Source organism: Halorussus vallis, assembly GCF_024138165.1.
GTDB lineage: Archaea > Halobacteriota > Halobacteria > Halobacteriales > Haladaptataceae > Halorussus > Halorussus vallis.
On record NZ_CP100000.1, the window covers coordinates 3,388,681 to 3,409,498 of the forward strand.

19 protein-coding genes are annotated in these 20,818 nt (G+C 67.3%); 12 read left to right on the forward strand and 7 right to left on the reverse strand.

Annotated features, from left to right (window positions below):
• The first annotated feature begins 154 nt into the window (after positions 1-154).
• From NGM07_RS17150 to NGM07_RS17170, 5 genes are all read left to right on the forward strand, one after another.
• On the forward strand, positions 155-697 hold the full coding sequence (locus NGM07_RS17150; RefSeq protein ID WP_253513747.1) for an NfeD family protein: 543 nt from the start codon (positions 155-157) through the stop codon (positions 695-697).
• Between the two features lie 124 nt (positions 698-821).
• Positions 822-1,982, forward strand: coding sequence for an SPFH domain-containing protein (locus NGM07_RS17155; RefSeq protein WP_253513749.1), 1,161 nt, complete (start codon positions 822-824; stop codon positions 1,980-1,982).
• Between the two features lie 138 nt (positions 1,983-2,120).
• Positions 2,121-2,498, forward strand: coding sequence for a hypothetical protein (locus NGM07_RS17160; RefSeq protein WP_253513751.1), 378 nt, complete (start codon positions 2,121-2,123; stop codon positions 2,496-2,498).
• Positions 2,491-2,652, forward strand: a complete 162-nt coding sequence (locus NGM07_RS17165) for a hypothetical protein (RefSeq protein WP_253513752.1) — start codon at positions 2,491-2,493, stop codon at positions 2,650-2,652. Before NGM07_RS17160 ends, NGM07_RS17165 begins: the two co-directional genes overlap by 8 nt.
• 159 nt (positions 2,653-2,811) lie before the next feature.
• Positions 2,812-3,423 carry a winged helix-turn-helix transcriptional regulator gene (locus NGM07_RS17170; RefSeq protein ID WP_253513754.1) on the forward strand — a complete coding sequence of 204 codons (612 nt, stop codon included), beginning with the start codon at positions 2,812-2,814 and terminating at the stop codon, positions 3,421-3,423.
• 689 nt (positions 3,424-4,112) lie between these two features.
• Here the strand turns inward: NGM07_RS17170 and NGM07_RS17175 are convergent.
• Entirely contained in the window at positions 4,113-4,358 is a 246-nt protein-coding gene (locus tag NGM07_RS17175; RefSeq protein ID WP_253513756.1) for a DUF7123 family protein, read from the reverse strand.
• A 479-nt stretch (positions 4,359-4,837) separates the two neighbouring features.
• On the opposite strand from NGM07_RS17175, the gene NGM07_RS17180 reads away from it, so the two are divergent.
• Positions 4,838-6,691 carry a flippase-like domain-containing protein gene (locus tag NGM07_RS17180; RefSeq protein ID WP_253513758.1) on the forward strand — a complete coding sequence of 618 codons (1,854 nt, stop codon included), beginning with the start codon at positions 4,838-4,840 and terminating at the stop codon, positions 6,689-6,691.
• Between the two features lie 36 nt (positions 6,692-6,727).
• Here NGM07_RS17180 and yjjX read toward each other — a convergent pair whose 3' ends face one another.
• Together yjjX and NGM07_RS17190 are read right to left on the reverse strand one after the other, a co-directional pair.
• A complete protein-coding gene (yjjX, locus tag NGM07_RS17185; RefSeq protein WP_253513760.1) occupies positions 6,728-7,306 on the reverse strand; it encodes an inosine/xanthosine triphosphatase in 579 nt (192 codons plus the stop codon).
• 63 nt (positions 7,307-7,369) lie between these two features.
• A complete protein-coding gene (locus tag NGM07_RS17190; protein ID WP_368410316.1) occupies positions 7,370-8,176 on the reverse strand; it encodes a cobalamin-binding protein in 807 nt (268 codons plus the stop codon).
• A gap of 278 nt (positions 8,177-8,454) precedes the next feature.
• On the opposite strand from NGM07_RS17190, the gene NGM07_RS17195 reads away from it, so the two are divergent.
• From NGM07_RS17195 to NGM07_RS17210, 4 genes are all read left to right on the forward strand, one after another.
• On the forward strand, positions 8,455-9,417 hold the full coding sequence (locus tag NGM07_RS17195) for a transcription initiation factor IIB (RefSeq protein ID WP_253513764.1): 963 nt from the start codon (positions 8,455-8,457) through the stop codon (positions 9,415-9,417).
• Positions 9,418-9,507: 90 nt separating this feature from the next.
• A complete protein-coding gene (locus NGM07_RS17200; RefSeq protein WP_253513766.1) occupies positions 9,508-10,542 on the forward strand; it encodes a DNA-methyltransferase in 1,035 nt (344 codons plus the stop codon).
• A 31-nt stretch (positions 10,543-10,573) separates the two neighbouring features.
• Positions 10,574-11,242: a type I 3-dehydroquinate dehydratase gene (locus NGM07_RS17205; RefSeq protein WP_253513768.1), complete on the forward strand. Its 669-nt coding sequence runs from the start codon at positions 10,574-10,576 to the stop codon at positions 11,240-11,242.
• Between the two features lie 448 nt (positions 11,243-11,690).
• Positions 11,691-12,152, forward strand: a complete 462-nt coding sequence (locus NGM07_RS17210; protein ID WP_253513771.1) for a zinc ribbon domain-containing protein — start codon at positions 11,691-11,693, stop codon at positions 12,150-12,152.
• Positions 12,153-12,158: 6 nt separating this feature from the next.
• On the opposite strand, the gene NGM07_RS17215 is transcribed toward NGM07_RS17210, so the two are convergent.
• The 4 genes from NGM07_RS17215 to ppsA all read right to left on the reverse strand — a co-directional run bounded on the left by NGM07_RS17215 (position 12,159) and on the right by ppsA (position 18,773).
• Entirely contained in the window at positions 12,159-13,325 is a 1,167-nt protein-coding gene (locus NGM07_RS17215; protein ID WP_253513772.1) for a 3-dehydroquinate synthase II, read from the reverse strand.
• Between the two features lie 93 nt (positions 13,326-13,418).
• Complete coding sequence (locus NGM07_RS17220; protein WP_253513774.1) at positions 13,419-14,873, reverse strand: extracellular solute-binding protein; 1,455 nt, start codon at positions 14,871-14,873, stop codon at positions 13,419-13,421.
• Positions 14,874-14,932: 59 nt separating this feature from the next.
• Positions 14,933-16,012, reverse strand: coding sequence for a hypothetical protein (locus NGM07_RS17225; RefSeq protein ID WP_253513776.1), 1,080 nt, complete (start codon positions 16,010-16,012; stop codon positions 14,933-14,935).
• Between the two features lie 409 nt (positions 16,013-16,421).
• Positions 16,422-18,773 carry a phosphoenolpyruvate synthase gene (gene ppsA, locus NGM07_RS17230; protein ID WP_253513778.1) on the reverse strand — a complete coding sequence of 784 codons (2,352 nt, stop codon included), beginning with the start codon at positions 18,771-18,773 and terminating at the stop codon, positions 16,422-16,424.
• Between the two features lie 228 nt (positions 18,774-19,001).
• On the opposite strand from ppsA, the gene NGM07_RS17235 reads away from it, so the two are divergent.
• Positions 19,002-19,427 carry a hypothetical protein gene (locus tag NGM07_RS17235; protein WP_253513780.1) on the forward strand — a complete coding sequence of 142 codons (426 nt, stop codon included), beginning with the start codon at positions 19,002-19,004 and terminating at the stop codon, positions 19,425-19,427.
• Positions 19,428-19,709: 282 nt separating this feature from the next.
• A complete protein-coding gene (locus NGM07_RS17240; RefSeq protein ID WP_253513781.1) occupies positions 19,710-20,813 on the forward strand; it encodes a phosphotransferase family protein in 1,104 nt (367 codons plus the stop codon).
• Positions 20,814-20,818: the final 5 nt, after the last annotated feature.

Here is a 20,818-nt window from a genome sequence, read left to right on the forward strand (position 1 = left end):
TGCGATTCTCGTTCGTGCAGTTTCTACCACGGCCGTTCTACTCCGCCTTCGCGACCCGCGACTCGCCCCGACTCGCGGCGCCGCGTTCGCCCACCGTCGGGTCGGGGGCGCGTGGTTGCAAAACGTTAACCGGTCGGACTCCAAAGGTGAACGCATGGCGCTGTTGGACTCGCTCCCGCTGCTGTTGGTCGTCGCCGGAATCGGCCTGGCGATGGCCGAGGCGCTCATCCCGGGCGCTCACTTCATCGTGCTCGGGGTCGCGCTCCTGCTCGCGGGACTCGTCGGGATGGTGCTCGGCCCGGCCGCCACGCCGCTGGTGCTGGCGGCGCTGGTGCTGGGCTTCGGCGCCGCGTCGCTGTGGGCCTACCGCGAGTTCGACTTCTACGGCGGCAAGGGCGTCGCACGTACCAGCGACTCCACCGCGTTGAAGGGTCAGACCGGCCGGGTGACCGAGCGGGTCACGCCCCACGACGGCCAGATAAAGCTCCACGAGGGCGGGTTCAACCCCTACTACGCCGCCCGGAGCATGGACGGCGAGATTCCCGAGGGGACCGAGGTGATGGTGGTCGACCCCGGCGGCGGCAACGTCGTCACCGTCGAACCGCTGGAGGCCATCGAGGACCCCATCGACCGCGAACTCCGCGAGGAGCGCGAACGACGCGAGCGGGAGACCGAAACCGACGCCGAAGAGATCTGAACGGGCCGGCCGCTCGGGTTCGTCGACTCGTCGGCCGCGAAACCGGTCGAGAGAATTATTTTCGACGGCGGCGCGGCGACGATGAACAGAATACTTAACACGTTGTCATACCAACACCCGAATTATGCCGCTACTACCACTGCAGGCAACCCCCGCGGGTGGCTTCACGATAGTCGCCTTGCTCCTGCTCGTGCTGGCAGTCGTCGTCATCTGGTCGTCGGTCGAGATCGTGCAGGCGACCGAGAAACGCGCGCTGACGGTGTTCGGCGAGTACCGCAAACTGCTCGAACCGGGCATCAACTTCGTGCCGCCGTTCGTGAGCGCGACCCACAGCTTCGACATGCGAACGCAGACGCTCGACGTGCCCCGCCAAGAGGCCATCACGCGCGACAACTCGCCCGTGACCGCCGACGCCGTGGTGTACATCAAGGTGATGGACGCCCGGAAGGCCTTCCTCGAAGTCGAGGACTACAAGCGCGCCGTCTCGAACCTCGCCCAGACCACCCTCCGGGCCGTGCTGGGCGACATGGAACTCGACGACACGCTCAACAAGCGCCAGGAGATCAACGCGAAGATCCGCCGCGAACTCGACGAACCCACCGACGAGTGGGGTATCCGCGTCGAGAGCGTCGAGGTTCGGGAGGTCAACCCGAGCAAGGACGTCCAGCAGGCGATGGAGCAACAGACCTCCGCGGAGCGCAAGCGCCGCGCGATGATTCTGGAAGCGCAGGGTGAGCGCCGGAGCGCCATCGAGAAGGCCGAGGGTGACAAGCAGTCGAACATCATCCGCGCCCAGGGTGAGAAACAGAGCCAGATTCTGGAAGCGCAGGGTGACGCCGTGTCGACCGTCCTGCGGGCGAAATCCGCCGAGTCGATGGGCGAACGCGCGGTCATCGAGAAGGGCATGGAGACGCTCGAATCCATCGGTCAGGGCGAGTCGACGACGTTCGTCCTGCCCCAGGAACTCTCCTCGCTGGTCGGCCGCTACGGCAAGCACCTCACCGGCAGCGACGTGAAGACTGACGGCGAGTCCCTCGACAGTCTCGACTTCGACGCCGAGACTCGCGAACTCCTCGGACTGGACGACATCGACGAGATTCTCGGTCAGATAGACGAGGAGGCCGAGATGGACGTCGAGGCGATGGAGCAGGAGGCCCAGGCCATCAAGGAGGGCGAGGACCCCGCCAACATCAAGAGCGCCGACGAGGTCATCGAGGAGATGGACGAAGAGGAGCCGGCCGTCGAGGACGTCGAGGCCGAGATGGACACCGAGCTCGAACAGTAGGAATCGTTCGCTCCCTCCGGCGAACGTCTGACGAATCGGCGATATATCACTTCGATTTTACGGAAACTATTACTCACGGTGCTTCGTGCCACTCGGTGACGCGGCGGACCGACGAGTCCGCGATTCGTCGACTGGAACATGGCACGCGAGTACGCGATCGAACCGAGTGGTATCGAGTCGGGCGGTGATATCGAGACGGGCGACGGCATCGAGTCGAACGCCAGCGCCGAGGCGAGCGGCGTCGAAACCCCCGCGGGAATCGAAGTTCCGTGTCCCGCCTGCGAGCGACGGTGGGAGTGCGACCGCGCCGACGAACCGACCTGTCCGCGGTGCGGTGCGTCGTTCTCGGTGCGCGTTCGCGACCGGTTCGCGCTGGTCGAACGCGAGGGGTGGACGGTCGCGGTGGCGTTCGAGGCGGCGACCGAAGCGACCAGAACTGACGTGACGTCGCCCGGAACCGAAGCGACGACCGAAACCGACGAAGCGGTCGAACGGAGACTCCCCGGCGATGGGTGACCTGTCGGACAGACTGTCGGCCGCGCTCGACGGTCCGGACGTCGAGAGCGTCTACGAGTGCGCCCACTGCGGCGCGGGTCAGGACCGCTGGGCCGACGACTGTTCGCGATGCGGCGGCGTGGTCATGCGAGTCGTCCTCAAGGGACTTAAATAAGAATTGGTTTTTGAAACGCACCGTTCGCTGAAACTAATTTCTCGCAAGCCGCGACGGACGCGTCGAGGGCTCTCGGTGTGTCCGTCGGGACTTCTCGGGTTCGTGACGGTCCCCTAAGCGAAGGTGTTTTAATCCTTCGTACCGACGTTTCCTTTGTAGATGGTTGAGCGCACCGAAGTGGATGAAAATAAGCGGGCGACGCTCCGTCGGTTCGCGGTTCTGGGGGCCGCGACGCCGCTCTCGAAGTTCCGAGAGGACGGCGACGGCGGCGAGAGCGAGGCACGCGATGCGATCGCGGGCTACGTCGCCACCACCCCGGGCGCGCACTTCTCGAAGATTCGCGACGACCTCCAACTCGGCACGGGAGAGGCCCAGCACCACCTCCGGCAGTTGCTCGACGCCGGCGCGGTCGAGAGCCGCCGAGACGGCGACTACCGGCGGTTCTTCCCGGCCGAGCAGTTCTCGGCGTTCGAGCAGGTGGCGCTGGGCTACCTGCGGCGGGACACGGCCCGCGGGATGCTCGCGGAACTGCTTCGGAACCCCGACGCGACCGGCGGCGACTTGGCGGCCGCGCTCGACGTCTCGCGACCCACGGTGAGCAAGTACGCGACGAGTCTGGAGGAGGCCGGCCTGCTCGACCGCGAGGACGGCTACGCGGTTCGCCGTCCGGAGACGGTCATCACTCTGCTGATCAGGTACGCCGACTCGTTCGGCGCCGACGCCGCGACGTTCGCGGCGGACGCCGACACGCTGATCTCGTTCGACCCCTGAGACGTAGCCCTGGCTGTTTTATCGCGGGTTTCGTTGCCAGTTCCGTTCGTGAGTGACGGTTAGAACTCGCCACGACAGTTGGAGGTGGTTAGCTGAACCAAGCGTCCTGCTCACGTTCAGGAACCACGATGTCCGTGCGGCGAAGAATTGACGATATTGGTGTCACAAAGCGGTCTGCTCGCACGATGCAACCGAGTGACCGCCCCGCCACCGCCGTCGGACCTTCGGTCCGACGAGCCTGCACTCGCTTCGCTCGCGCAGACCTCGCGCGGAGATGGCGCGACACGGGATCGCGCCAGCACGCGCCTGTTCGGAGAGTTCATCTCGCGCTATGTATCACCATTTCCTCGGCGTGCGGCGGCGCAGGCGAAGCCTGCGTCGCTCGTGCGAGGGACGAGCGAGTGAGCGCCAGCGAACGAGGGAGTCGGCCGGGGAGATGCGTGGCTGTCGCGGGGCGGTAGCAGTCCTCATTTGTGGAGTGCGAGTAGCGGTCGGTGTCACGGCCATAACTCTAGTCGCGGGCCACGCTGTGCGAATCGAATGACGTGGTAACGTCTCTCCGGAGGCGATGAAAGACAGAAGAAAGCGGAGGATGACGACGGAAACCCACGGACGGCGGAAGCCACCGCGCGGCGCGTTCGTCGCGCTAGTCGGTCGCGGGTGCGACCGTGTGCGGAATCGGAATCTCCTCAGACCGTGACCTTCCAGGTCGTCGACGAGGAGTAGCCCCACTTCTCGACGTCGACGTCGAACTCGCCGTCGGCGATGGCGGTCATGTTCGCGCCGACCTCCTTGGCGGTCATGTCGAGTTCGTCGCCGATGAGACGCGACTTGAAGTACGTCTTCATCTGGCCCTTCTCGCGGAGGAACTGGAGGATGCGCTGTTGTTTGTCGGTCAGGGTCGTCGCGGTCGTGCCAGCAGCGGTGGTGCTCATGGCTATTTTCGTGTAACGGAGAAACCGTCTTAGTGGATTTGGTACGCCCGGTTAACACGGCGCTGTGTTGCGATTTCGTCCCGAGTTGAATCGAACAAAACCCGCCCGGGAGGGGGTGTTGGTACGGTCGGTTAACGACCGGTTTCACCGACACGTCGTTACACGGTCAGTGCGAAACGGACAGCGAGTGCGAACGCGTCCCACGTTCGGGAGACGGTTGCGCTCGGTGCGACCGACCAACGCTCGTCGAGTAACACCGGCTTACCTCCGTAAAACGGTCAGAAACGCCGCATTAATCGGGGCACAACCGGCTCGGCCGGGGACGAGCGGAACCGAGGCCCGGAGAGCGACCGTCGGCCGCGGCCGGTCGGCCCCGAATCGTTTCGACCTTTCACGTCCGTTCAGGCCGAACTTAGGCGGGTGGACGGTCGACAACGGAGCAGAAGGTTCATAGGTGGCCGTGGCGACTGAAATCGATAATGAGCGGTCGTACCGTCGAAGTGAGCGTCGTCCTTCCCGCCTACAACGAGGAGGCGACCATCGAGAACACGGTCGAGACGACGCTCGCTACGTTAGAGTCATTTCTTCCCGCGGGGAGCTTCGAGGTCATCGTCGCCGAGGACGGGTGTGACGACCGCACGCCCGAAATCGCCGACGAGATGGCCGAAGCCGACGAGCGGGTCCACCACTTCCACAGCGACGAGCGACTCGGCCGGGGTGGGGCGCTGAACCACGCGTTCCGCGCCGCGAACGGCGACACGCTGGTCTACTTCGATACGGACCTCGCCACCGACATGCGCCACCTCGAAGAACTGGTCGAGAGCGTGCGGTCCGGCGAGTACGAGTTCGCCACCGGGTCGCGCTGGATGCCCGAGAACGTCGCCGACCGGCCCGCCAAGCGGGACGTCGCTAGTCGGGGGTTCAACGGGCTGACCCGGACGTTCCTTAACTCTGAACTCCGGGACCACCAGTGCGGGTTCAAGGCGTTCGACCGGCGGGCGCTGTTCGACGTGCTGGAGGACACAGAGGACGAACACTGGTTCTGGGACACTGAGGTGCTCGTCCGCGCCCAGCACCGGGGCTACGACATCCACGAGTTCTCGGTCGACTGGACGCCGAAAGGCGACTCCAAGGTCGATATCGTCCGGGACGTCTTCGGGATGGGGAGCCAGATTCTGCGGTGCTGGTGGGAGTTCTCCGTCCAGCCCCGCATCACGCGCCGAGTCTCCATCGTCGCCGGGGTGTTCCTCACCCTCGTGGCCGTCCTGCTGATGGGCGAGTACCTCCCGATGAAGCAGGTCCTCGAACACATGAGTTCGGCCGACCCGATGCTGGTCGGCCTGGCCGCGCTGATCTACGTCATCTCGTGGCCCCTCCGCGGAACCCGGTACAGGGACATCCTGGAGGAACTGGGGTACACCGAGGACGCCGGCTTCCTGACGGGGGCCATCTTCGTGAGCCAGACGGGCAACCTCGTGTTCCCCGCTCGGGCGGGCGACGCGGTCCGGGCCTACGTCGTGAAGGCCCGGCGGTCGATTCCGTATCCGACCGGATTCGCGTCGCTGGCCGTCGAGCGGGTGTTCGACCTGCTGACCATCACGATGCTCGCGGGCGTGGTCCTCATCGGACTCGCGCTCACCGGCGCGACCTCCGGCCTCGAATCGACCCTGTTCGGGTCGACGCCAGCGGGCGGCGAGTCGGCCGGCAAGTACGGCGCGGCCGGCCAGACCGCCCTCTACGTCGCGGGCGGCGTCGGCCTCGCGGCCATCCTCGCGGTCGGGGCCATCGTCGCCAGCGCCCGCTCGGACCGCAACCTCGTCCGGGGCGTCGTCTCCCGACTGAGCAACGACTCGTACGCCGACTACGTCGCGGGCGTCATCGAGCGGTTCACCGGCGACGTCCAGACGGTCGCGGGCAACCGGAGCGCCTTCGCCACGGTCGGTGCGACCAGTCTCGCCATCTGGACGCTCGACGTGGTGACCGCGCTGCTCGTGCTGAGCGCGTTCCCGAGCGTCGAACTCCCGATTCCGCTGCTCGCGGGGGTCTGTTTCTTCGCGGTCAGCGTGGGTAACCTCGCGAAGGTCCTGCCGCTGTCACCCGGCGGTGTCGGCCTCTACGAGGGCGCATTCACCCTGCTGGTGGTCGGCCTGACCCCGCTCGGCTGGAGCGTCGCGCTGGGCGCGGCCATCCTCGACCACGCAGTCAAGAACATCGTGACGCTGGTCGGCGGCGTCGCCTCGATGTTCGTGTTGAACGTCTCGCTGACGACTGCCGTCGAGGAGAGCAAGGACGCCCGAGCGGCCGCCGACCCGGCGGAACCAACCGACGACTAGACGGTTTCGTTTTCCCGACGTTCCTCCCGAAAGGGGCTACTCGTACAGTCCTGTGACGAACGGTCCGAGCGCGCCGGCCACGGCGTCGGCCAGCGCACCCTCGCGGTCTACGATGCCGGCCGTCAGCGCGCCCGCCGCGCCCTGCTTCTTCGCAACGTCGTCCTCGCCGAGTACGTCGTCCATCACCGGCCCGAGTTCCTCGCCGTCACGGATTCGGTCGGCGATAGCGTCCGGGAGGCGCAAGCGCGGTCCCGCGCCGCGGCCGACGCGTTCGCCGTCGGTCGCGGCGGCCCACATGACCAGGAAGAGGCCGTCGACGCCCTCGGCCTCGGCGACGCCGCCTTCGAGGCCGACGCCGAGGTCGTACTCGCCCGAATCGAGGGCGTTCCGCGCACGGTTCTCGGCCCCGGCGACGGTTTCGCGCTCGCCGAACGGCTGTTCGCTCACGCCGGAGGCGACCGCGACCGATTCGACCGCGACCGACTCGACTGGAGTCGAGTCGGTCGCGGTCGTTTCGGACGCCGCGGTGTCCGACGCGGTCGATTCCAGGCTCTCGAAGGCCGCCTCGGTCGCGCGGCGCTTGACGGGGTTCGTGCTGCCGACGCCGACTCGCATGGCCGGCCAGAGACGCCCGGCCGACTTGGGGGTTGCGTTCGCCGCCGGGCGAGTCGTCCAGTTCTACTCGCCGACCAATCCCGGATGGAGCTTCGTCGCCAGCGTCTCGACGCCCTCGATCAATCGCGGACTCGGCTGGTTCAACAGCGAGTCGTCGACGACGTGGACGTTCCCCGCCTCGACCGCCGGGAGGTCCCAGCCCCGGTCGGCGACCGTCGAGGGGTCGACCCGGTCGCCCCGGCCGCAGACGTGGAGGACGACGTGTTCGGGGGCGGCGGTTTCGACCGCGGTTCGGGAGATCTCCCGGGAGCGCTCGCCCGGCGCGACGAAGGGACACCGTCCGCCGGCGGCCTCGACCGCCTCGGGGACCCAGTTGCCCGCCGCCATCGGGGGTTCGGACCACTCTTCGCAGTAGACCACGGGTCGCTCGAAGTCGGCAACGAACCGCCGGACGCGGTCGAGTCGGCTTCGCGAGCGCCACGCGAGGTCGTGGCCCCGCCGGGGGACGCCGAGCGCGGCCCCGATTTCGGCGAACGACTCGACGACCTCACCCAGGGTCGTCGGCGCGAAGTGGACGACCTCGTGGCCGCGGTCGCGGAGCGCCGCGGCCACGTCCGCCTGGAGGTCGTCGGCGGTCAGCACGAGGTCGGGGTCGCAATCGTCGACCGCGTCGTAGTCGGGGTTCAGCCACCCGCCGACGCGGACGAGGTTCTCGCGGGACTCCGTGCGGGCGCTCGCGTCGAGTTCGCAGTGGTGCGTGACGCCGACGAGGCGGTCGGTCGCACCCAGTGCGCGGGCGGTTTCGGTCGCGCTCGGGGCCAGCGAAACCACGCTCGGGGAGTTCGTGTCGCTCTCGGTCGTATCGCTCATGCGGTCGGCGTCACCTCTCGCCTCGTCCTCGGCGGTCGAACGGGGTAAATCGTCCGACATCGCGTCGGGTAGACAGCTTCTCGTTTAAATTTTTCCTTCACTCGAAGTGGACCGCCCGTTCGAACCGCCGTGGTAGGCGTTCACGCGCCCCCAGGTCTTGATTCCGTAACACCTAAATAGCTTTCGGAATAACGGAAAGTTAAGAACTGAGGCCGGGTTTTTCAGGTTTTCCCCTGCCCGGTAGCTCACGCCATCTCGCGGTAGCGAGGAGTCTCACCATGACCGATACGCGCATACGAACTCGACAGTCGGAGGAAGAGGTAACCGAAGAAACCGAGAGCGGTACCGCCTGCCCCGAGTGCAGCGGAAAGCTCATCAGCGACAGCGAACACGGTGAAACCGTCTGCCAGGACTGCGGTCTGGTCGTCGAAGAGGACAACGTCGACCGCGGCCCCGAGTGGCGCGCGTTCGACGCGAAGGAGAAGAACGAGAAGTCGCGGGTCGGCGCGCCGACCACGAACACGATGCACGACAAGGGACTGTCGACCAACATCGACTGGCGTGACAAGGACGCCTACGGTAACTCGCTGGGCTCCCGCCAGCGCGAGAAGATGCAGCGCCTGCGCAAGTGGAACGAGCGATTCCGGACCCGCGACTCGAAGGAGCGCAACCTCAAGCAGGCGCTCGGCGAAATCGACCGGATGGCCTCCGCGCTCGGCCTCCCGAACAACGTCCGGGAAACCGCGTCGGTCATCTACCGGCGCGCGCTCGACGAGGACCTCCTGCCCGGACGGTCCATCGAGGGCGTCTCGACCGCCTGCGTCTACGCCGCCGCCCGACAGGCCGGCGTTCCGCGGAGCCTCGACGAGATCGGCGACGTGAGCCGAGTCGAGAAGAGCGAGGTCGCTCGGACGTACCGCTACGTCGTCCGCGAACTCAGCCTCGAAGTCAAGCCCGCCGACCCCGAGAGCTACGTCCCGCGGTTCGCCTCCGGTCTCGGCCTCTCCGACGAGGCCGAACACCGTGCCCGCGAACTGCTCCGGACCGCCAAGGAGCAGGGCGTCCACAGCGGCAAGTCGCCGGTCGGCCTCGCCGCAGCCGCCGTCTACGCCGCCGCGCTCCTGACCAACGAGAAGACCACCCAGGCGGAGGTCAGCGACGTGGCCGACATCAGCGAGGTCACCATCCGGAACCGCTACCACGAACTGCTCGAAGCCGAGGAAGCGCCCGCGGCCATCTGAGGTCGGCCGCCACAGACACTCCTAGTAACTTCCACCCGCTCTCGAACCGAAAGAGAGTTCTATCGTCTGCGCGATGAGTCAAGGGAGCGGATGGAGACCGAACACCGGATTCACGTCGACGACGCCCGCGCGATGGAGCAGTTGGCCGACGACTCCGTCGAACTCGTCGTCACCTCGCCGCCGTACCCGATGATCGAGATGTGGGACGAACTCTTCTCCGAACTCGACCCCGCGGTCGGCGACTTTCTCGCCGCGGGCGACGGCGACGCCGCCTTCGAGTCGATGCACGAGGCGCTCGCGCCCGTCTGGGACGAACTCGCCCGCGTGCTTGTCCCCGGCGGCATCGCCGCGGTCAACGTCGGGGACGCCACCCGGAGCGTCGGCGACGGTTTCCAACTCTATCCGAACCACGCCGAACTCATCGACCGGTTTCGGACTCGCGGCTTCGACCTGTTGCCCGACGTGCTCTGGCGCAAGCCGGTCAACAGCCACGCCAAGTTCATGGGGTCGGGGATGGTCCCCCCGAACGCCTACGCCACCCTCGAACACGAGTACGTGCTCATCTTCCGGAACGGAAGCGGGTCGCGGTCGTTCGAACCCAACGCCGACCGGCGCTACGAGGCGGCGTACTTCTGGGAGGAGCGCAACGACTGGTTCTCGGACCTCTGGACCGACGTGCGCGGCGAGGCCCAGGACCTGACGGGCGAAGAACCCCGCGAGCGCTCGGGGGCGTTCCCGTTCGAGGTGCCGTACCGGCTGGTCAACATGTACTCGGCGTACGGCGACACCGTGCTCGACCCCTTCTGGGGGACCGGCACGACGACGCTCGCCGCGATGGTGGCCGGGCGCGACTCGGTGGGCTACGAACTCCGCCGCGAGTTCCGAGCGGCGTTCGACGACCGAATCGAGGGTGTCGAGTCGTTCGCCGACGACGTCGTCGGCGAACGACTCGCCGACCATCGGGCGTTCGCGGCCGGCCGAGACGACCTGGAGTACGAGGCCGAGAACTACGACTTCCGGGTGATGACCGACCAGGAGCGCCGAATCCGGCTCTACACGGTGGCGGAGTGTCGGCGCGAGGGCGACGACTACGCCGTCTCCCACCGGCCGTTCGACGATAAGTAGCCTTTTGAGCGCGGCGGGCGCACGCCCGGCCATGGAGTTCGAGGAGTTCGTGCTGGCGGCCAGCGTCACGGATCTCGACGCCGAGCGCCGGGCGCGCGAACACGCAGACGCGGTGGAGTTTCGGATGGACCTGGCCGACGACCCGCTCTCGTCGCTCCGGGAGTACGACGGCGAACTGCCGATTCTCGCCACGAACCGGGCGACGTGGGAGGGCGGCGAGGCCGACGACGAGGGGCGACTCGACGCGCTGGCCGAGGCTGCCGAACTGGCCTGCGTCGGCGCGGTCGACGTGGAACTGAAGAGCCTCACCGCCGGCGAGGCCGAAGCGGTCGCCGAGCGTGCCCGCGAGGCGGGGACGGCGGTCGTCGCCTCGGTCCACGACTTCGAAGCGACGCCCTCGCGGATGGACATGCGAAGTCGACTCCAGTTGGCCACCGAGCGCGCCGACGTGGGGAAACTCGCCGTCACGGCCCGGAGCAGGAGCGACGTGCTCGACCTGCTCGCCGTGACCGACGAGATGGCGACCTCGGGCGCGCGCGTGGCGACGATGGCGATGGGCGAACCGGGCCGCCACTCGCGGGCCGTCGCGCCGCTGTACGGCTCCAGAATCGGCTACGCGCCCGTCGACCCGGGCGACGCCACCGCACCGGGTCAGTACGACCTTGCGACGCTCGCGCGCCTCGTCGAGCAGTTGTCTTGAGTGGACGGGGAGACGCCGACTGCGAGCCTGCGACTGCTCGGCCGCGACGCGGCCGAGCAGTCGCGCTAACGCTGCGAGGAGGCGGGCGACCGACGCGACGACGGACCGACGGGCGAACACGTCACTTCTTGGTCCCGTTTTCCTACTTAAGCGCTCGTGCGCCGGGCGGCTTTCGACGGTTACAGCGGCGAAGCGCCCGCACGAGTCGTCCCGCGGTCGGCTTCAGCGTATCCGCCGCGAGCGAAGCGAGCGGGCCGAAGAACCTTCGAAGGAGCGACAGCGATGTGGCTGGCAGAGCCGCCTCGCTCGGAGCGAACGAGGCGGTGACGACGCGCTTTTCGTCGACGTTTTGCCAGCGAAACGCCCGCGAGCCGACGGCTCGCGGACGTTGAGCGCAGCAAACGGTCGGGCGCAAGCTTAAACATCCCTCGTCGGTTATCCCCGTCTAGTGACTCATACGAAATCCGAAAAGCGTCCGTGGCTGGGCGCAGTGTTGGCGTTCTTCCTGCCCGGACTCGGGCACGTCTACCTGCGCGAGTGGCTCCGCTCGCTCATGTGGTTCGGATTCCTCCTGAGCGCCATCATCCTGTTCGTCCCGATTCCGGACTCGGCGGTGGCGGCCGCCCAATCCGGCGGCCTCCAGGCGGCGTGGAACGCCGCGGTCGAGGCGACGTCCGACCTCCCGCTGGAGGCGCTACTGCCCATCTGGGTCGTGCGCCTGTTCAGCGCCATCGACGCCTACTGGCTGGCGCTCCGGGGCACGACCGACGCAGAGGAAGAAGGCGAGCGGTGTCCCGCCTGCGGCAAACCCGTCGACGAGGACCTCGACTTCTGTCAGTGGTGCACGACGCCGCTACCCGAGCGCGAGGGACCCAACACCCCGACCGAAGAAACCGCCGTCTCCCACTGAGGAACGCTACTTCTCGATGATGCTCTCTTCGACCGTCTCGCCGAAGTGGCGAGCGCCGCCCTCGCGGTAGACCAGAAGTTCGTCGCCCTCTTCGAGGTCGGTGACCGCGGCGCGGCCCGCGCTGGTGGGCACCTTGATGGTTTCCGCGTTCTGCAGCAGCGTCTCGACCCGGTCGCCGTCCTCGAACTCGACCTCGACCCGGAACATCGGACGCTTCTCTATCTTCACCCGGCCGACCGTCGCCTCGCGGGTGTGACCGTCGAGGTCGACGACCTGCACCTCGTCGCCCGATTTGAGCTCCGAGAGATACTTCGTACCGCCGTCGGGGGTCCGGACGTAGGCGTGGACCGCGCCCGCGTTCACCCGGAACGGCCGGGAGGCGACGTACGGCGACTCGGCGGTTTCGGCGTGGACGAAGAACAGCCCCCGTGACAACGACCCGACCAGCATCCCCTCGTCGTGTTCGAACAGGCTCCCGGTGTCGACGCAGACCCGGTCGGCGCTCCCGGTGCGCTCGACGGCGGTGACGGTGCCCCACTCGAAGTCGAGGCGTTCGCGCTCGGCCTCGTCGCGGACCTCGACGGTCCGGCGGATCTCGTCGGGGTCGTCGGCGTCCAACAGGACGGCGTCGCTGCCGAGTTCGAGCGTCTCGAACGCGGTCTTGGCCTCCTCGGCGGAGGTGACGCCCGCGACCAGTTCGGTTTCCTCGCCGATACGCGCGATGAGGTTCTCCAGCGGGATGATGGTCCAGTCCTCACCGACGACGATGGTGTGGTCGGCCTCCTGGGCGGCGGCCTCGGCGAACGCCTCGTAGTCCTCGCTCAGGATGCGGACGTACGCGCCGTCTGCGCGGTCGTCGTCGCGCCGGAGCGTCGAGAGGTCGGCCGACCCCGAGAAGTCGGCCGGGAGGTCGACCGTCCCGTCGCCCTCGCCGTCCTTACCCACGACGTAGGTGTCCGGTCGGGCGAGGTCCTCCGCCTCGTCGATGACCTGTACGTCGCCGTTGGTGAACGCCGCGACGTTCACGTCGCCGAGTTCGCGGACTCGACCGACGTCGTCGGCGTCAACCAGCACCCAATCGATTCCCGCTTCCAGTCCCGCCGTGATTCGCTTCCGGCGGGCGTCCCAGTCGCCGACCGCGTCGTCGGCCTTGAGCCATACGGAGCGCGTCATGTTCGCACGCTTGCGGCGCGACGGCTTGAACGTGGCGAATCCGACAACGGAGAAAAAGCGAATCGGCGAAAGCGGACGCCGCGGGTTCGGCGCTCAGGCGCTCTGCTCGATGGCCTTGATCGACTGCTGGAGCTTCTGCATCGCCTGCTGTGGTTTACCGCCCGGCGCGTAGGCGCTGTTGACCTGCTGGGCGATCTGCGTGGACTCCTGGGGCCAGACGACCGTCACCGGTCGCGGCAGCGCGGCCTGTGCGGCCACGCGAAGCTGTTCGACGTACCGGCCCATGATAGGCACCTGCTTCGCGCGCTGGCGCTTGAGCAGGTCGACGTTCGGCGGCACCCAGCCCAGTAGCTCGAACAGCCGGAACATGAAGTCCTCATTCATCATCGACTTGATGACCTGTATCGCCGCATCCTGTTTCTTCGAGTTCGGATTGACCGAGGTGAGCCACCCGCCCAGCGCCGAGGTCGGCCCGCCCGTCGCGGGAAGCTGGGCCTGCTGTTCGGTCTTGGCGTACGGAATCGGCATCACGCCCAGGTCCTTGCCGAAGGCGTCCTCCGCGCCGTTGGTGCGGATGGAGTACGTCCAGTTGCGGTGGGCGACCACGTTGCCCGCCGTGAACGGCTTGCGCGAGGGCTCCTCGGACCACTGGAGCACCGCCTGCGGCGCGATCTGCTTGTACCCGTTCAGCGTGTTCTGCGCGTCGGGTCCGTGGATGAGCGACCGGACCATCCTGACGGAGTCCACGACGGGCTTCTGTGCGAGCGTGACCGGCCGTTGACCGATGGGGCCGAAGAGGTTCTTCCTGGGATTGCCGAAGTACGCGCCGCCCCAACTCGTGATGAACTCGTTGAAGTCGCAGCACGACAGCCCCTCGTAGGCCTTCGCCTGGAAGCTGAAGCCCATCTTCGTGTTGGTCTGCTGCTGGACGTCGGCCACGATGTTCGAGAACTGCTTCCACCGCATCGACTCGGTGGCCCAGCTCTGCTTCGGAGCGTGTCCGGCCTCCTCGAAGAGGTCTTTGCGGTACTGTATCGTCGCGATGTCCGGGAAGAACGGCACGCCGTAGATGTTGCCGTTCTTGCTCTGGCCGGTCTTCGCGAGCTGCTGCAGGTACTGGTTGCGGACCATCTTGACCTTGTTCTGGGGCAGTTTGTCGGTCAAGTTCAGCAGCTGGTTCCGCCGGATGAACGGGATGGTCCACCCGCTGTCCATCATCATCAGGTCCGGTTTCGACCGCCCCGCCGACAGCCACTGCTGGTACTGCGCCCGGCGATTGCCCGTGACGTTCGGACCCGCCAGCACGCTAATCTCGATGTCGTTCGAGAGGCCGACGTCGTGCAGCGCCTTCTGTAAGGCGCTCTCGACTCCCTTGACGTTGGAGTCGGCCGCCCACTGCACGGTCGTCGTCCCGCCCTGGTTCTGTACGTTGCCGACCGTTCCCTCGTCGAGATAGCCGGACAGACCGACCGCCGCTCCCGACGCTCCGACGCCCTCGACGAACTGTCGCCGAGAGATACCGCTGTCGGCACCGTCGTCTCGTGTCATTATCTGTCAGTCCCCCGGATACAGGCACGGTAGACCGCCGTAAAACGGCTTTGGTCGGGCTACTCGCCGAACCGACCGGAAAAAACGTCCGCCCGCGCGGCGGTCGCCTCGTTCGACGCGCCGACGGTTTCCGCGGTCGTCGTTCGGTTCGACGGTCGGGTCGTCGCGGTCGTCGTCCCGCTCGTCACGGTCGTCGTGGCGACCGTCGTCGTCCCGTTCGTCGCGTTCCGTTTGGGGATGGCCGCGCTCACCCACGACGGGCGTTCGACGCCGTCGGCCGACAGCGGCGCGAGTTCGAACGCGTAGTGAACCCGCGTCCGTTCGGTGCCGTTGGCGGCGTCGTACACCGCCGTCATGTTCAGGCTGGTGACGCGCCCGCTGGGTGAGACGACCAGCGTCGCGTCGAACTTCGAGACGTTCGCGTCGGCCGCCTTGGTCGCTTCGAGCACCACGACCGGACGGCCACTGCGGCGTTCGACGGCGACGCGCTCGAACGTCCCGGACGACAGCGCGAGTTCGAGCAGCCACGTCTGGGTGACCTGCGATTCGAGGTCGGCCCGCGGCAGGTGGGCCAGCGTCTCGTCGGGGACGCCGAGGTTGTCGCCGGTCCGGTTGAAGTGCCGGAGTTGCGTTTCGTTGTGTCGCGCGTAGCGGACCACGGTGTCGGTGTCGTTGGCCCAGATGTCGGTGCCGACCCGCGACGTCTCGTTGTCGAGGTGGCGAACGCTCTCTGAGTGGAGGACCAGCGGGTCCAGGCCGGCTCCGACGAAGCCGCGCTGTTCGGTGGTCTGGTAGCTGGAGCCGACCGAGACGTTCGACCGGAACCGGAACGCGAAGCCGGTGGCGTTGAGGACGCTCCGGTGGGCGGCGACCAGCGCCGAGGAGTTCTCGACGGCGGTCCCGTTCACGCCCGGCGGGAGCACGGCCTTCCGGGTCGTCGTCCCGGTCGGCGTGGCGACGCGCTTGCGGTCGGTAGTGTCGGTCGCCGCCACCGGGGTGGTGGACGAGGGTTCGGTCGTCGGCGACTCGGTGGAGGGCGCGGACGCCGGCCCTTCGGTCGCGGGGGCCACGATGCTTCCGGTCAGCCCGGCCGACGCCACGAGCGCGAGGACGACGAGTACGGCTATGGCTGAACGCATTCGTCGGAGATACGACGGCCTATGCCAATAAACCGGCGACATCGTGCCGAGTAGTTTCCGGGTTTAGTGCCCTCTTATGAACGATAAGCCCCGCTTACGTGCCGAACTTATTCACGCCCCAAAATCGCGTTATTCGCCGGCTAAACGACAGGAAGATCGGCGCCCCGCAGGCGGTTCCGCGGCGTACGTGCCCGACCGCCGGGCGCGGCGCGCCCGGCGGTCGGGCCTCGGCCCGTCCGAAACGGCGCGACGACCGGAGAACGATGAGGTCGTCCGAAGCGCGTCACGACGGTTTGAACGACGGTGAAACGGCCGGAGAACGGCGTGACGGGCGAAAGACGATGCGACTGGCCAGAAGCACGACGTGACGGACGAAAGAAGACGCGACGGAAAAAACGGCGACCGCCTATCAGCGCACCGAGTCGAGCAGTAACTTCTGCTCGACGCGCTTGACCTCGTGCTGGACGTCCCGGACCGCGTCGATGTTGGCCGAGATGGAGGACACGCCCTCGTTGACGAGGTGCTGGACCATCTGGGGCTTCGAACCGGCCTGTCCGCAGATGCTCGTGTCGACGTCGTGTTCGCGACAGGTCCGGATGGTCTGGGAGATGAGTTCGAGCACCGCAGGGTGGAGTTCGTCGAAGCGGTCGGCGACGTTCTCGTTGTTGCGGTCGACCGCCAGGGTGTACTGGGTGAGGTCGTTGGTGCCGAACGACGCGAAGTCGATGCCCTGTTTCGCCATCTCCTCGACGCCGAGCGCCGAGGCGGGCGTCTCTATCATCACGCCCCACCGGCGCTTGTCGGGGTCGATACCTGCCTCGCCCATCAGGTTGCGGGCCTTCACGACGTCCTCGGCGTCGTTGACCAGCGGGAACATGATTTCGACGTTGTCGTAGCCCATCTCGTAGAGGCGGGCGAACGCCTCGAGTTCGTGGGCAAACACGTCGGGTCGGTCGAGGCTTCGGCGGATGCCCCGGTAGCCCAGCATCGGGTTGTGCTCGCTGGGTTCGTCGTCGCCGCCCTCCAGTTGCCGGAACTCGTCGGTCGGCGCGTCGAGGGTGCGCACCCGGACCGGCCGGGGGTAGAACTCGTCGGCGACCCCGCGGATGCCCTCGACGATTTCGTTGACGTAGGCGTCGACGCCGTGGTCGTCGATGTACTTCGCGGGCGTCTTGTTGGTCGAGAGAATCATGTGCTCCATCCGGAGCAGTCCCACGCCGTCGGCGCCCGTCGCGGCCGCCCGCTCGGCGGCCTCCGGGATGGAGACGTTGACCTTCACCTCGGTCGCGGTCATCGGCTTGACGGGCGTCTTCGGTCGGGCCTCCTCGATGGGCTCGTGTTCGTCGTCCTCGGTCGTCCGACGGCCCTCGGTGATGGTGCCCTTGTCGCCGTCGAGGGTGACGACCTGGTCGTCTTCGAGCGTCGAGGTGGCGTCGCTGCTACCGACCACCGCGGGACAGCCGAGTTCGCGCGAGACGATGGCGGCGTGGCTGGTCATACCGCCCTCGTCGGTGACGATGCCCGCCGCGCGCTTCATCGCGGGCACCATGTCGGGCGTGGTCATCTCGGTGACGATGATGTCGCCCTCGCCGACCTTGTCGAGCTGGTCGAGTTTCGTGACGATGCGGGCCGGACCGCTGGCGATGCCGGGACTCGCGCCGAGGCCGCTGACCAGCACCTCGCCGCTGGACCCGCCCGCGTCGGCCGACTGCTCGCCGCCGTTGACGCCGCTGGCGGCCTCGACCGCGCCGCTCCCGTCGGCGATGCCCTTCGACTCCGCCGACGCCGACGCGTCGGCGTCGGCGACGCTCGAATCGTCGTCGATGGTGGTGATGGGCCGCGACTGGAGCATGAAGACCTCGTCGTCGACGATGGCCCACTCGACGTCCTGGGGCGTGCCGTAGTGGTCCTCGACGCGCTCGCCGAGTTCGACGAGGCGAGCGACGTTGGCCTCCGAGAGCACCTGCGCATTGCGCTTGTCTTCGGGTACGTCGCGCTCGACGGTTTCGCCCGTCTCCTCGTCCTTCTCCATCATCATCTTCTTGTCGGCGATGGTGGTTTCGACGACGTCGCCGGTTTCGCGGTCGACGACGTAGTTGTCGGGCGAAACCGACCCGGAGACGACCGCTTCGCCGAGGCCCCAGGCGGCCTCGATGATGATCTTCGACTCGCCGGTCGAGGGGTGGCTGGTGAACATCACGCCGGACTTCTCGGCGTCGACCATCCGCTGGACGACGACCGCGATGTCGACCACGTCGTGGTCGAAGCCCTGCTCCTGGCGGTAGTAGATGGCGCGCTGGGTGAACAGCGACGCCCAGCACCGCTTGACCCGCTCGACGAGGTCCTCGCGGGTGACGTTCAGGAAGGTTTCCTGCTGGCCCGCGAAGGAGGCGTCGGGGAGGTCCTCGGCGGTCGCCGAGGACCGGACCGCCACGAACGCCTCGCCGTCTTCGAGGTCGTCGTAGGACGCGACGATCTCCTCGCGCATCTCCTCGGGCATCTCCGTCTCGAGGATGAGTTCCTTCGCGCGCGACTGGGCTTCTGCGAGCGCCGCGGAGTCCTCGGTGTCGACGTCGACGGCCTCAAAGAGTTCCTCCTCGATCCCGGTCCGCTCGATGAACGACCGATAGGTACCCGCAGAGACGACGAACCCCGTCGGGACCGGCAGGCCGGCGCCGGTGAGTTCCCCCAGCGACGCGCCCTTCCCGCCGACCAGTTCGAGGTCGTCAGCAGTGATTTCGTCCAGCCAGAGTACAGCCATTGTGTGCGTGTGAGAGAACACGAAGGCTCATAAAGAATGTTGCGACCGGTTCGTTACGGAAATATTTACTCGCGAGCGTATTGCTTCCCGACCGCGACGGCAAGTGTTTCCGGGCGGGGCGCGGGTTCGCCGGCCATCGAGCGTCGCGATGCAGACCGGCAGAACGACTTTCACACCGGCCGACACGACAACGGATGGTTTTATGTCCCGGCGTTCGTGTCACCGCCCATGGACGCGAGCAGTTCGCTTCGGTGGGCAGTGTACTTCGTCGCGCTGGCGGGCGTCGCGACCCTGTTGGGCGCGGGATTCCTCGGCGTGGGGGTCGTTCTGGGACTCGGGGCGGCCTACGACCAACTGGCGAGCGGTGCGGGCCTCGGGACCGCCGCGGCCACCGCGGCACCCGGCTTAGTCGTCGTGTTCCTCGGCGTACTCCTGTGGGCCGTCGGCGTCGCCGCGGCCTTCTTCAAGGTCGTGACCGAGGCCACCGAGGCCCAGATGCGCGAGCGCTTCGACGGCGAACGGGTCAAGAGCGACATCCTCTCCGTGCTGGACGAGCGCCTCTCCGAGGTCGAACACGACGCCGCCGAAACCCGGCGGCAGGTCGCCGAGATGAAGCGCGAGGACTCGGCGGAGGGCTTCGAGTTCGGCGACTAGGCGTGCGACGGAGATGCGGCGAAGAGATTGGCCGGGAGGGAATCGATGGTCGATTGCCGGGACCGCGGTCTCGAACCGTGACGGCGACTGCTATTCCGATTACGGGGACGACAGCGACCGGCACTCTCACGGTGTAACTGAAACCCCACCGCGAGGGTCGCGCGTCGGTTCTGTGGATCGGATTTCGACAACCCGGAGACGGTGGTTTCGGAAGGTTTCGCCCCGCGGTACTCTTTCACGAACCGGGGGAAGGTTTCTACCGTCCCGATTCGAATCGGACGTATGAGCGACGAGAGCGCCGAAAGCGGCGAAGGTGAGCAGTTCTCCGGTGACGTTCTCGGCCGGATGGTTCGGGAAGTCCGTCCGGAGTGGACGCTCCGGGCGGCGACGCCCGCCGAGGAGGGGACCGACGTGGTGTACTTCCTGACCGTCGACACCGGCGAGGGGACTCGCGAGTGCGTCCTCAAGGCGTGCGAGTTTCTCGACCCGGAGGCGTTCCGACCCGAACCGTATCTGCTCGACCTGCTCGACCGGCGCACGTCGATTCCGGTGCCGGGCATCGTCGGCGCGGTGGACGACCACGACGACCTCCCCGCACCGTTCTTCCTGATGGAGCGCCTCGACGGCGAAGTTCGCGAGGGCGATGCCCGGGACCTCGCCCCGGAGGCGATGGAGCGCATCGCCCGCGACGCCGGGCGGAACCTCGGGCGACTCCACCGACTCGGCGAGTTCGAGCGGTTCGGCCCGCTCCGACTCGCCGGGTACGCGGACGAGAGCGCCACAGGGCGGAACGAGGCCCGCGGCGAAACGCCGCGGCGTTTCGCCGCGGGCGACCGAACGCTGACGCTCGGCGAGTCGACCCGCGACTCGTGGCGCGAGCGATTCGAGGAGGTGATAGACTCCTGCCTCGACAACGTCGAGGCGAGATTCGAGGACCTCGTCCCCGACCTCCGGGCGTTCGTCGCCGACCGCCTCGACGCGCTCGACCGGTCGTTCCCGGCGGTAATCGGTCACGACGACTACCGCCTCGGGAACCTGCTCGTCGACCCCGAAACCGGCGAGACGCACGCGGTGCTCGACTGGGGCAACGTCGCCACGATGGAGGCCCAGTGCGAACTGGTGGACGTCGAACAGTACCTCTGCGAGTGGGCACCCCACGACGACCCACTCCGAGAACGCGTCCGGGCGTCGCTCCTGGCGGGCTACCGGGAAACCAACGAAATCGACCGCGACGACGACTACGAGCGCCGCCGGGAACTCTACCTCGCGACCTCGCGGCTCTCGCCGATGGTCTGCTTCTCGCTCTGGAACGAGGGTGCCGGCGAGGACGCGCGCGAGGCGACTGCGAAGAAACACCGAGAGGCCGTGCTGGAGTTGGTCGGCTGAGTTAC